Genomic DNA, 12,927 nt, shown 5'->3' with positions numbered 1-12,927 from the left:
TTGCCTCCTAAAGTGTGTTTTGTACAGCTTGTAATACATCTTCAAATGTAGAATATTGCTGTCCGTATTTTATATTTGGTCTTGCGATTAAAATCGTTTCAATGCCACATGCGAGGGCAGCCTCTAGCTTTTCATCCACCGAGCCAACCTTGCCGCTTTCTTTCGTTATCATCAATGTCACATCATATTGACGAAAGAGTGCTTCGTTTAATTCCTTAGAAAAAGGGCCCTGTATGGCAACAATATCTCTTTGTGCCACACCAAGTGCTTCACATTTTTCCATATTATCGAGTCGAGGTAGCATACGTGCAATCACTCGTGTATGTTCTAAGCCATGTAACACCTTTGTAAAGGTTGCAAGTGTTTTACTGCCCGTCGTTAGCATAATGACACCACGTTTTTCCGCTGCTAAATGGGCAGCCTCCTCATAATCCTTCACAACCGTAATTAGTGGATGGGCATAATGCTCATGTGCACGTTCATAGCGTATATACGGAACATTCGCTTGCTCAGCTGCTGCCATGGCATTTTTTGAAGCTTCTTCAGCAAATGGATGAGAGGCATCTACAACTAAACGGTATCCTTGCTCTGTGATAATCGTCGCCATTTCCTCTGCTGTTAAACGACCGATTAAATGAGGAAGACCGACTTCTGCAAGGCTTGAAGCGGCTGATTCAGTAACGACCGTAGCTGTCACAGCATAACCTGCTGACTGTAATTCAAGTGCTAGACTCCTAGCATCGCTCGTCCCTGCTAACATGAAAATCATTTCACTGGCTCCTCTTCATGGTGGTGATGATGGTCATGGTCGTGATCATGCTCGTGGTGATGGTGGTCATGGTCATGATCGTGTTCATGGTGGTGATGATGATGCGCATGTCCATGCACTGCCGCATAAGCACGATAATTTTCTAGATCTTGCATACCTGTTGATGTACCATTTACAGCTTGCTCAATACGCTCTAATAGCACATTTTGTAAACGCTCATGATAGCCAAAATAATTAGCAATTTGAATATCACAGTCAGCATATTTTTCGTTAAATTGCTTGCACATGCCATTCATACGTTCCATTAGGATACCTGTGAATAAAAAGTACGGTAGCATAATGATTTTTTTAGCACCAAGCTTCACACAACGTTCAATTCCTTCTTCAACACGTGGATCTGTGACACCCATAAAAGCGCTTTCCACATACTTGACCGGGAGTTTTTCCCATAATAGACGTGTTATTTTATAAAAATCACCATTTGCATATGGGTCACTGCCGCCTCGTGCAATTAATAAAATGGCAGTATCCTGATGTTCTTCTTCAGCATTAAAGCCGATTTCTTTTAAACGGTCTTCTAAAATAGCAAATATTTCTTCGTGGATTCCGATTGTTTGACCGTATGTGAACGTTATATTTGGATAATGCTCACGTGCATGTTCGATTTCTGCTGGAATATGTAGTTTGGAATGTCCAGCATGAAGAAGAATAATCGGAATTACATGCACCTCTGTAGCACCCTTCTTCACACAGTTCGTAATACCTTCTTCAATGTTTGGTGAAGCGAACTCTAAAAAACAAGTTTCTACTAAAAAGCTATCATCAATGCGAGGTGTCATTTGCTCGATAAACGTACGTACCTCATCATTTCCTGCTGCTAAACGGCTCCCGTGGCCGACAAATAAAACTGCTTTCATCTCATTACCCCTCACTAGTCGCCGCATGGAGCTGGCTCTACTTTTATTTTTGAAGACATATCCTGATACGTAAAATGTAATATCTTTTTCACACGCTTGAAGTATTTAAACAAACGTTCATTAGGATGTGCATTTGCTTTATATTCTTCGATAATGTCGGTGATAAGTGGTATGAGCTGTTCAGGCTCTAAGCCCTCAACAACTGGCTGGGCTGCATGTGCTGTACGACCAACCGGCTTGGCACCAATAAAAACATCAAATTTACTTTTACGATACACAATGCCAATATCATCGAATACTGCTCGATAACACGCCATACCGCAGCCATTAAAGCCAATATTTAATGTTTTCGGTAACGACATACCACCTAGCTTTTCTTGAATCTCTTCTGCATATGGAATCGAATCGTATTTTTCTCCATAACAGAAGTCACAAGCCTTTAACGATAGCACGTCACCAAGGGGTGCTAGTAAAAAGCCAACTTCACGAAGCTTAGCGGTAATCTCTTCAGGATCAGACGTTGGAATTTTCAAATGAATTTGATGGTCTGGTGTATACTCCATCGTCCCTTCCTCGCCAACTACCTCAGCTAACGTCATCATTTGTTGAGGAGTAAAAAACTTATTGGCAACTCCAGGACTAACCGCTAATTCAAAAATGGATTCGATTTTTTGTTGAACACGCTTAGGTGATACCTTCACAGCGCTCGTTCCCTTCACCATTGCAAGAGCAGCTGTCGCCATTTCCAGTGATGATTTTTTAGGCTTTGGTTCTGGTGTTATGGCTAAACTGGGCTTAATACGATTGGCATTAGGATCGGTCGCAAAATCATTACGCGCCGCTCCTGTTTCTTGATTCATTGCCCACGGTTCATTTTCTTCCTTAAGTCGTTGATGTGGTCGTAACGGTTGTTTTTCTTCACCAAGTGTATATTTACGCTGATAGCCACGTGGCGTAATCATTTTATTGTCATAAAAGAATGTTGTTGAATTCCCGATAATAACTGTCGTTAACATGCCGATATCATGTTCAAGCATTTCTGCTAGAGTAGTCATCGTAATTTCCTGACGGTCACGATACGCGCTTTTTACTAGTCCAACCGGCGTATCTGGTGAACGATATTCTAATAAAATTCGTTGTGCCTCAACGATTTGTCTCGTACGACGTCCACTTTTTGGGTTATAAAGAGCAATAACAAAATCTGCCATCGCTGCTGCTTCTACTCGTTTTGCAATTAAATTCCAAGGTGTTAAGTGGTCACTTAAACTAATCGTACAGGCGTCATGCATAATGGGAGCACCTAGTAAACTTGCACACGAATTAATTGCAGAAATACCTGGAACAATTTCAACCTCGATACCAGTTGCTTCCGTCCAGCCTAGCTCGATTAATACCTCATACACTAATCCTGCCATTCCATAAACCCCGGCATCACCGCTGGAAATAACCGATACGATACTTCCAGCCTCTGCTTGACGCACCGCTTCCTGTGCACGTGAAACTTCCTCTGTCATACCAGTACTAATAATCGACTTTGCACTAACTAAATCCTGAATTAGTTCAACATAAGTTTTATAGCCTATGATCATATCACTTTGTTGTAGTGCCTCCACAGCACGAGTCGTAATATGTTTAAAGTCTCCAGGGCCAAAGCCAACTACGAAAATCTTACCCTTTTGCGCCATCTTGTTACCCCTCTTTCACCTTTTCAATGCCTTTAATGGCCGTTGTTTGTGCTGTACGCTGTAGCGAACCTTCACGCAATGTAAAAACATGCTCATTATGTAACGCTTCATGATTTAAATCTTGTACGAGTGCCTTCGCATGCTCCGTTGTCGGCACACGGTACCAATTCCCCTGAGGATAAGCAATGACAACACAAGCATCCTTACACCTACCATTACAGCGGGTCCTTGTTGTATGTATTTCCTGATCAAGCGCTAGCAACTGTATTTCATCTCGAATTGCCTGTGTAATATCTTCAGCATCTTTTTTCATACAGCTACTACCATTGCAAATAAAAAGATGTGTTTTCATCCCCTCTAAATTCCAAGTTGTCATAGTTGTTCTCCCCTCATTTACTTTTAAGAAAAAGAAAAACCTTTACTCTAGACGAAGAGTAAAGGTTTAGTAGAAGCCAAATAAAAACGAATATATACAGGTACTCGCTCTCGCTTCAACTTCTCCCTCCGAAAAGTTTGCATGCATCATCACATAAGCAGGTTTCCTGACTTAAGCTTCCATTTACTTTCGCGCCTTCCCAGTTTTCACTAGTGGCATCCGCGATTTCATCAGCTATTACAGTAGCGGGGGCTGTATCGGATTATCACCGATTTCCCTATTATCTTGAAAATATTCAAGCACTTATGAATGTTTTATATGAAATTATGATATTTAATGTAATAGAAAACTGTCTCTATCATATCTTATTATTTAAAAAATTCAATATTTCTTTTTTAATTTGTGACATTTTTATTAATTTTTTAGAGAAAAAAGTCACATCCATTGTCGATTTATCCGAATTTTCGACATAAATCCTCAATTGAAAATTTTTTTATAAAAAGTATAGCGTATATATGGAAAATCATGTTACACTTTGTCGTGAAATCTCACAACTTCATCTTTTTTCGGTGCGAATTGTTCGTCATTTCGCTTAAAAGGGAAGCCGGTTCAAGTCCGGCGCGGTCCCGCCACTGTACTAGAGAGTTTTATAGATAATGTCACTGTCCAAAGGATGGGAAGGCCTATAAAACGTTGAACTAAAGCCAGGAGACCTGCCGAAAAATATGTGATCGTTTCAACCTACGAGGATGGGTGTGCGGCTTAGCAAATTAGAATTTTATTTGCATTTTTTCAGCTATGCACTTTTCCACTATCGGAAAAGTGCTTTTTTTTATTCAGAAGTAACGCCATCTCAAGGTGGTAGATGAGTACAGATATGGTTCCAACAGGACCAAAACACCTACTGAATGAAAAAAAGCCTCCGGCGGATGTCACGCATACTATTTCTAAAAATTTTAATATGAGGAGGAGAGATTTTTGAAATTTTCAGGTTGGAAGCTTAGTTATTTTTTATTGGCATTTTTATTCGTGCCAAATCGTGCATTTGCGATGCACATTATGGAGGGCTTTTTGCCAATTGAATGGGCGATTTTTTGGTGGGTCATTTCGATTCCTTTTATTATTTTAGGATTACGTTCTATTCGTAAAACCATTGATGAAAATCCTGAAACAAAAATGATATTAGGGCTATCGGGTGCCTTTGCCTTTGTACTATCTGCCTTAAAAATTCCTTCTGTAACGGGGAGTTGCTCTCATCCAACTGGGGTTGGGCTGGGAACAGTTCTTTTTGGACCATTAGCGATGAGTGTTATCGGAACAATCGTATTATTATTCCAAGCTTTACTTTTAGCACATGGTGGGCTTACAACATTAGGGGCAAATACCTTCTCTATGGCAATTATGGGCCCGATTATCGCTTACTATGTATTTAAGGGCTCACAAAAAATAGGACTATCATTTTCCATTGCTGTCTTTTTAGCAGCAATGCTTGGTGATTTAGGTACATATGTTGTCACTTCTGTCCAATTAGCTCTTGCCTTCCCTTCCGAGGTCGGAGGCTTTATGGCTTCATTTACAAAGTTTGCTGGTATTTTTGCGTTAACACAAATCCCTCTAGCTGTTAGTGAAGGAATTTTAACAGTGATCGTTATGAACTTCCTGAAAAAATACAATGTGAGTGAATTAAAAGCTCTACGTGTTTTCTCAGCAAAGGAGGCACACTAAAATGAAAAAAAACTTACTGCTTTTAGCAATTGTTGTGTTACTAGCAATCGTCCCCCTATTTATTCAAAAGGGCGCAGAATTCGGAGGGGCTGATGGCGAAGCGGAGGCAGCTATTGGTGAAATAGATGCTAGCTACGAGCCATGGTTTGAAAGCTTATGGGAGCCACCAAGCGGTGAAATTGAAAGCTTATTATTCGCACTACAAGCTGCTATTGGCGCTGGATTTATCGGCTATTTCATCGGCTTAATGCGCGGCAAGCATAAAGAAGGTTAAACGCTATGTTACTCATTGATAAGTATGCTTATATGAATAAATTAGCATCTGTTCATCCGTTAGAAAAAATGACATTATCCCTTGGACTGCTTATCTTGTCGCTTATCATGAGAGATGAACGAATTTCACTCATTACATTTATTGTGATGAGTGCTTTTATCATTTTAGGTGCAAAAATCCCTACAAAATATTACGCAAAATTACTATTGCTACCTGGATTTTTTTTACTATCAAGTTTAGTGTCAATTTTAATTTCTATAGCGCCAACAACTAGCAATCTACCTTCAAATATTTGGTCATTTTCTCTTCATAAATGGACGATTTTTATCGGCAGTGCGAGCCTCGTGACAGCGCAACAGCTTTTTTGCATTGTCCTTGGTAGCATTAGCTGTTTGTATTTTTTAATTCTCACAACCTCAGTTCAATCTATTTGTTACGTGCTACGACAATGGCGACTTCCAACTCTATTTGTAGAGCTAGTAGAGCTAACGTATCGTTTTATTTTTATCTTTTTAGATAGTATGCAAAAAATCCATCTTGCCCAGCAGGCTCGTTTAGGATATAGCTCCCCTATGCAGTGGCTTCGCTCGGTATCAATGCTGATTGCAGCTTTATTTGTCGAGATGTTCCAACGCAGTCGTGAGCTAAACAATGCGATGGAAGCGCGTGGTGGCGAAACTGTCTATTGGCAAGATGATGTTATCTATAACACGAAAAATTGGGTTGGTATTGCTGCTATTTTTATACTCCTCATCATTTATGGAGGTTTTTTCTGATGACAGATTTATACTTTGATTTAACACATTTATCCTACGCTTATGCAGATGGAACTCATGCCTTAACCGATATTACACTTCAAATTCCAAAGGGAAAAAAAATCGCTTTACTTGGACATAACGGAGCTGGAAAATCAACGTTATTCCAGCATTTAAATGGTATTTTGAAGCCTACTGCTGGAAGTATATCCTTTTGTGGAGAAGAACTTAACTATAGTAGAAAAGCATTAAAAGAATTGCGTCAACAGGTTGGCATTGTTTTTCAGGATGCAGACAACCAGCTTTTTTCTGGCACAGTTAAGCAAGATATTGCATTTGGACCTCTGAATCTTGGCTGGTCAACTGAAAAAGTGGAAGAGAAAATTGCGTGGGCTGTCGTTCAAACCGAAGTCGAAGCTTTGCTAGATAAACCGATACATTTTTTAAGTGTTGGACAGAAAAAACGTGTCGCAATGGCAGGAGTACTTGCAATGGAACCTTCCATTTTATTATTAGATGAACCGACAGCTGGGCTAGATAATTATTATAGTGCACAAGTTTTACAGTATTTAGCTACGTTAGAGAACGGTGAACGAACAATTTTACTGGCTACGCATGATATTCCATTAGCCTATGAATGGGCAGATCAAATAATCGTGATGGAAGCTGGGAGAATTATTTATAATGGGGATCCAGTTGAAATGTTCTTTCAAGAGGATATGCTTGAAAGAGCCCATCTTGAACGCCCATGGGTCTTTGAAATGGCCATTGCCTTACAAAACAAAAAATTATTTGAGAAAAACATCAAAATGCCTCGTTCAAAGGAAGATTTACACAAACTTATTGAGCTACTTTAAGACAATTTGACCAAAGTTGGTACTATTCAATTATGATTGAATCCACGCTCCTACTCCAATCTCACAAATAGAGTAGAAGTGTACCCTTTATTAAGGAAATGGACTCTTTTTTGGTCTTGGGAGGATATTCGACCTGACCTCCCTTTTACATATTTTTAAAACGGGGCAAATATGGTAAAATATAGAATGGTACTTTTGTAAAAATATATATGTATTTACGAAACTTTTCTATCACTCATTCGTATTAGTATAGATGTCACAAATATTTGGAACACTCAAGGAGGGAAACAGTTGAAAAACTGGTCAAAAAAATCAATCGCTTTAGTAGCATCTGCTGCACTAATGGTTCCTGCTACTTCTGCCTTTGCTGAAGCGCCACAAAAAACAGCAAAGAACCAAGAGTTAGTGAAACTAGCTAGCAATAAGGAACAAACAGTCAAGAATCAAAATGACTGGATTAGTCAGGATACTATTATTGTCAAACATTCAGGTCTTGATAAAAATGTGCACAAAAAAATTGGCTCAAAAGTGATCCGCTCTATTCCTTCATTAGGTTACGATGTAATCCAACTTAACAAAGGAACAAATCTAGAAAAGGCAGTTGCATATTATGCCCAGCAAAAAGGGGTTAAAAGTGTATCCCCAAGCTACGTGTATCATTCCTTTGGCACTAAAGTAGATCCAAAGAAACAGGATATGTATCATTTGAATCTTCTTCAAATTGATAAAGCACTAGAATTAGCAGGTAACAAAGAGGTAAAAGTAGCAGTTATCGATGGTGGTGTGGATTTTAAACATCCAGATTTAAAATCTCAAGTGCTTCCACCATATAATGCAGCAGCACCTGCCAATACTTCTTATCCTAATGAGCATGGAACACATGTAGCAGGAATTGTTGGAGCTGCAAAAGATAATGGTATTGGAGGACATGGGATTAATCCAAATGCCAAGATTCTTCCAATTGATGTATTCAACGGAAAAGATGGTGCTAGTGATTTCGCCATTGCACAAGGAATCCTTTACGCTATCGAGCAAGGCGCTGATGTTATCAATATGAGCCTTGGTGGCTATGGTGATAACCCATTAATGCGGGAAGCCGTTCAGAAAGCGATTGATAAAGGAGTTACCATAGTAGCTGCTGCCGGCAATGAATCGACAGATAATTACGCCTTCCCTGCTTCTTACGAAGGCGTTATAAGTGTTGGTTCTACGAATGATCGAAACAAACTATCAAGCTATTCAAATTATGGTCCATCAGTTGACCTAGTAGCGCCTGGTGAAGAAATTTACAGTACAGTTCATGATGAGAAAAAAGGATCATCCTTTGTAAAATTTAATGGAACATCGATGGCCTCTCCTGTAGTTGCAGGTGTGGCATCCCTATTAAAATCAAAATATCCAGATTTAAAGCCTTATGAAATAGAAGCTATTCTCGAAATGTCAGCAAAAGATTTAGGTGACAAGGGCTATGATCTTACATATGGACATGGCCTTGTAGATCCTGTGAAAGCATTACAGTTTAATATTAAAAACCTACCTAAACAGTATGCAGAAACAAAAGAAGAGCGTCTAAAAAACGCAAAAGTCCTGAAAAAAGATACATTAAATACTGAAAAAGGTGAATTCAAGTTACCTGACGAAAAGAAATGGTACAAGGTTGATTTAGACGCAAATGAATATGCTCAACTGACATTAAAAGGTGCAAACAAATACGATTATGCATTTGATTTATACTTCTACCCTGAAGGTCACAACGAAGAAGTAAAACCAATTAATGTCAATGATGTTCGCATAGGCAAGCAAGAAGGATACCTATATGAAGCAGATCAAAAGGGTACCCTTCTGATTGGAGTTAAAGATCATAATGGTAGCTATAGCTCAAAGGGCGAATCTAACTACATTTTTACAGCTCAAACGACTAAAAAATTACCAATTGATGCATTAGATATGGAACATATGGATAAAATCGAAAAATTCCCATTCAGTACAGCTGGGAAAAACTATACCCTACTTTCTGAAGATCACCTAGGTGACCAAGATTATTTTACATTTTCAGTGAATGAACCAACGACATTGAAATTTGATCTATCTGGTATTCCAGGTGTTACAGCATCCATGGAGCTTTATCGAAAAGAAGACTTAGTGAATGTACCAACAGAGGAAGACAATGCTGAAGGTTTACATGAGGCCTTTCCAATCCGAGCATCTTATGGTATGGATAAAGGCGATGGAGTAAGCTTGGTTGTCGATGCTATGCCAGGTGAAGAGTATGTAATAAACGTATCTAATAAAAACCGTATCAATTTTTCACTTGCTATGTTCTTTAGCGGCGGTATTGATACTGAACAAACTGTTAGTGAATCAATCATTCCTTACACATTAAAAGGTGAAGTCGTTACCCTTCCTAAAGACGAAGACGGTCTTCCATTAAATGCAGGAATGCTAGAAAACAACAAACAAAAGGATATTTTACCTTTAACTGAATATAAAACAAAAAAACGTAATCAACGAAATGATTTTATGAATATGTTCATGAACCCAGATGCTATGGGACAACCTGAAGACGTTGGCCAAATCATGGATCAAGCGATTCGTTTTGATATTGGTCAAGATCAAAAAGCATACTTCCAAACTGAAGATGATGAAGATTACTTCACATTTACAGCTAAAGAAGATGCCATATATGGTTTCCAAATTCAAAAAGGCATAAACCAGAAACCAGCTGGTACTATATTTGAATATGATGAGGAAACAAATGGATTAATCCCAGTTTCTTCATTAAGTAATGATATGGGGTTCCTGAGTCTACTTTTTGGATCAACAAGTGATCCAAACGATGCTAAGACAATTGCATTGAAAAAGGACAAAACCTATGTTGTAAAAGTAATGAATCTTGGCGACCGTTCTGCTGAACCATATACACTTAAAACTAGTAAAATGGCAGCAATTCCAGAAGACGATAGTAGAAATCATAACACACCAATAGCTGCAAAAACGATTAAACCTGGTATCGCTTATAAAGATCATCTCATTTATCAAGATGATACTGATTTCTACTACTATAAACAAAAGGGCAAAGATGAAGTCATGAGTCTTCTTGTTTCTTCTGAACCATTTACAAAAGAACAGCTAGATCAATTACCTAAAGAACTTCAAAAAGAATTAAAGTTTTCAGGCTCCATTATTGAAGATACTAATGGTAATATGGATATTGATCCAGAAGAATTGGCAACAGAAATTCCATTTGGACAAGGTGAAGATCTCATTCAAATGCTACTCGGTCTTGGAGGGACTACTGATGTAAATACTTCTTTTAAAGCAAAAAAAGATCACGGATATTTTATTGTTCTTAACGGAAGCAATATTGGACAAGTATCAATCCAACCATATACTTTAACGTTGTTTGATCACAAAAATGCAGATGAAGATGCAGATTCCAAGTTAGTTAACGGTATTCCGACAAAGCCAACTGTACTTACGAAAAAAGACGATAAATGGGTAGCTACTCAAAATCTAAATGCAGGTGTTCCATTTGGTGATAAAGACTATTTTGAATTTAAAAACGACAGCAAACGCGATGTGTTATTCTCTCTTAAAACAGAAAAAGCACTAGATGGCGTCATCCGTATTATTGATGCATCAGGAAAAACAGTAGAAACTTTAGATCTTTACGGTGCTGGTGATGATGAAGTAGGAACAGTCGAACTGGATAAAGGAACATACTATATTGAAGTAAGTGAATATTACGGCAAAGCTAGTACTCAACCGTATACACTTGAAATAAAGTAGGATATACCTTTTGACTGAAAAAATGAACTTAGTAGAAAAATAGAATTTTCAGTTGAATATAGTGTAAAAGGATTATCCCCTAGATGATGAAAATCTAGGGGATTTTTTTATTATGCATTAGTGTTTTCTATATACATTCAACACAGGTGGAGCCCGTCTAGCAACTTATATTAAAAAAAGAACATTAGTCCTTTAAAAGAAGGCACCCCTACCCTACTGGTTCTCTTATCTCCAAGGAGTTGCCCTGTCTTCACTCCTATCCCTTCACATAACGAGGGCTTCTAAGAAAGACAATAAAAATATATGCCCATTGAAAATTACACCAATTTCAATGGGCATGTTATTATTTTGGGAGGCAGTTCAGCTTTACGGCGCCTTTTTGGAATAAGATTAGTATTTGATTTTAAGAGTATCCCCATCGACATAAACTCCCTCGGAACGGGAAATTGGCAGCTTTTGCTCTGCTGAGAAGCCGATCGTTTCTCCATCCCTTAAAGTGACGTTCTCTTCTACAATATATCCGGAAATTGTAATCAAAAAGTCACGTAGCTCGGCAGGAGTTGCTTGACTGTCCAGAATTTCAATTTCATCCTTACTAAAGGCTTTTAACCCATAGGTATATCCATCTACCCCTTTTTCCGTTCCGACCAGGCCGAAATAAACAAGATTTAGTAAAGGCAACATGTCATCATTTTTCATGATTTCAGCCATATCCTGAAAAAGTTCAGGCTGGAATACGGTACCAGATGTATAGATCCCTATAGCGTTAGGAAGCTTTAAACAACTGGCCGCCAGCTTCGTGTATAGCCTGCCACTGTCCAGTGGGGAGCCGGAGCGAGTAAATGCAGCCAGTATGATTTGAGCTACATGCGTTTGAGTCACCTCCACCGCTTCCTTCCACATGTAGTTGCCCTGTGCATAATACTCAGCCTCACCATCTGGTACGGGAGCCTCGACAAAACTAACCGCTAACATGCAGTCATCCACTTCAAAGACCAACGTTCCTTCCTCTGTTTCTTCGTCGTTTTCCTCATCCTCTGCCGATGAGCAAGAGATGTCCCAATCACTCAAAAGGTTGGCTTTTATCTGATCAATATCACATTCTGCAGAGTTAAGCAGAACGAACCCATTAAAAATACCAGATCCACTGTCTTGCGTTTCCGTCTCGTCCTCCATGGATTGGCTAGCTTCATATGCTGCAGCCTGCTGCATCCAGTATTCTCGGATTAATTCTACCATCTTTACAGCTTCTTGCTCTGCAGTCGCAGGGTCATAGGGTTGCATCTCGCTAAATATATGGCCACAATGCTCGGTGTCAGACGGGTCCTCATAGCCTCCGCATACACCAAGGAGCCATTTTCCAAGCATTGTTTTTTTATACTTGAAAATATAGTAGTGCATATCATGTAAATCAAATTCTGCTGCAATTTCTATTTTCTTTGGTTCTTGCCCAAGTTCGTGTTCATCTGCTAGCCAATCAATCATGGATTGCATTGCTGCTTGTTGTTGAGCTGTCATTAATTTCTCCCCTTTATGAATGTATGATTCTACAATTATACTACCAACTTTTAGGAAGATGAATAATGAATCGAGAATTTCCCTAAAAATTAGTAATTTACTTCTATTTCTGTTTCTATTCCGCCTGGGGCTTTAGACTAATAAATGTCTTTTTCAGGAAAGCGTAGCGGCAGCAACAAATGTTATCTGTGCGAAAGCGTAGTGCCAACGAAGCGACAGCAACATGTTTTGTCTGTGCGAAAGCGTAGTGCCAACGAAGCGA

10 protein-coding genes and 2 riboswitches are annotated in these 12,927 nt (G+C 38.9%); of the genes, 5 read left to right on the top strand and 5 right to left on the bottom strand.

The window, feature by feature from the left end:
* Nucleotides 1-7: 7 nt before the first annotated feature.
* Genes cobK through AMS59_RS10905 form a run of 4 tightly spaced genes read right to left on the bottom strand, consistent with a single transcriptional unit; the run spans nucleotide 8 to nucleotide 3,747 of the window.
* Complete coding sequence (cobK, locus tag AMS59_RS10920; protein ID WP_053483786.1) at nucleotides 8-769, bottom strand: precorrin-6A reductase; 762 nt, start codon at nucleotides 767-769, stop codon at nucleotides 8-10.
* Nucleotides 766-1,686, bottom strand: a complete 921-nt coding sequence (locus AMS59_RS10915) for a sirohydrochlorin chelatase (protein ID WP_053483785.1) — start codon at nucleotides 1,684-1,686, stop codon at nucleotides 766-768. Before AMS59_RS10915 ends, cobK begins: the two co-directional genes overlap by 4 nt.
* Nucleotides 1,687-1,700: 14 nt before the next feature.
* Nucleotides 1,701-3,371 (bottom strand): precorrin-3B C(17)-methyltransferase, encoded by a 1,671-nt coding sequence (gene cobJ / locus AMS59_RS10910; protein ID WP_053483784.1) that lies wholly within the window; start codon nucleotides 3,369-3,371, stop codon nucleotides 1,701-1,703.
* 4 nt (nucleotides 3,372-3,375) lie between these two features.
* The gene (locus tag AMS59_RS10905; RefSeq protein WP_053483783.1) at nucleotides 3,376-3,747 is read right to left on the bottom strand and encodes a ferredoxin; all 372 of its coding nucleotides are present in this window, start codon (nucleotides 3,745-3,747) and stop codon (nucleotides 3,376-3,378) included.
* Between the two features lie 138 nt (nucleotides 3,748-3,885).
* Nucleotides 3,886-4,069, bottom strand: a riboswitch (cobalamin riboswitch).
* 228 nt (nucleotides 4,070-4,297) lie between these two features.
* A riboswitch (cobalamin riboswitch) is annotated at nucleotides 4,298-4,483 on the top strand.
* Between the two features lie 242 nt (nucleotides 4,484-4,725).
* Here AMS59_RS10905 and AMS59_RS10900 point away from each other — a divergent pair.
* From AMS59_RS10900 to AMS59_RS10880, 5 genes are all read left to right on the top strand, one after another.
* Nucleotides 4,726-5,472 (top strand): energy-coupling factor ABC transporter permease, encoded by a 747-nt coding sequence (locus tag AMS59_RS10900; protein ID WP_053483782.1) that lies wholly within the window; start codon nucleotides 4,726-4,728, stop codon nucleotides 5,470-5,472.
* Between the two features lies 1 nt (nucleotide 5,473).
* Nucleotides 5,474-5,746 carry an energy-coupling factor ABC transporter substrate-binding protein gene (locus AMS59_RS10895; RefSeq protein WP_053483781.1) on the top strand — a complete coding sequence of 91 codons (273 nt, stop codon included), beginning with the start codon at nucleotides 5,474-5,476 and terminating at the stop codon, nucleotides 5,744-5,746.
* Between the two features lie 5 nt (nucleotides 5,747-5,751).
* Nucleotides 5,752-6,522 (top strand): cobalt ECF transporter T component CbiQ, encoded by a 771-nt coding sequence (cbiQ, locus tag AMS59_RS10890; protein WP_053483780.1) that lies wholly within the window; start codon nucleotides 5,752-5,754, stop codon nucleotides 6,520-6,522.
* Nucleotides 6,522-7,358: an energy-coupling factor ABC transporter ATP-binding protein gene (locus AMS59_RS10885; RefSeq protein WP_053483779.1), complete on the top strand. Its 837-nt coding sequence runs from the start codon at nucleotides 6,522-6,524 to the stop codon at nucleotides 7,356-7,358. The genes cbiQ and AMS59_RS10885 overlap by 1 nt, the downstream gene beginning before the upstream one ends.
* Before the next feature lie 291 nt (nucleotides 7,359-7,649).
* Nucleotides 7,650-11,147, top strand: a complete 3,498-nt coding sequence (locus AMS59_RS10880) for a S8 family peptidase (protein WP_053483778.1) — start codon at nucleotides 7,650-7,652, stop codon at nucleotides 11,145-11,147.
* Nucleotides 11,148-11,537: 390 nt separating this feature from the next.
* Here AMS59_RS10880 and AMS59_RS10875 read toward each other — a convergent pair whose 3' ends face one another.
* On the bottom strand, nucleotides 11,538-12,665 hold the full coding sequence (locus tag AMS59_RS10875; protein ID WP_053483777.1) for a DUF4261 domain-containing protein: 1,128 nt from the start codon (nucleotides 12,663-12,665) through the stop codon (nucleotides 11,538-11,540).
* Nucleotides 12,666-12,927 lie beyond the last annotated feature (262 nt).

The organism is Lysinibacillus sp. FJAT-14745 (assembly GCF_001275675.1).
GTDB lineage: Bacteria > Bacillota > Bacilli > Bacillales_A > Planococcaceae > Lysinibacillus.
This window is presented reverse-complemented; position numbering and strand designations above follow the sequence as displayed.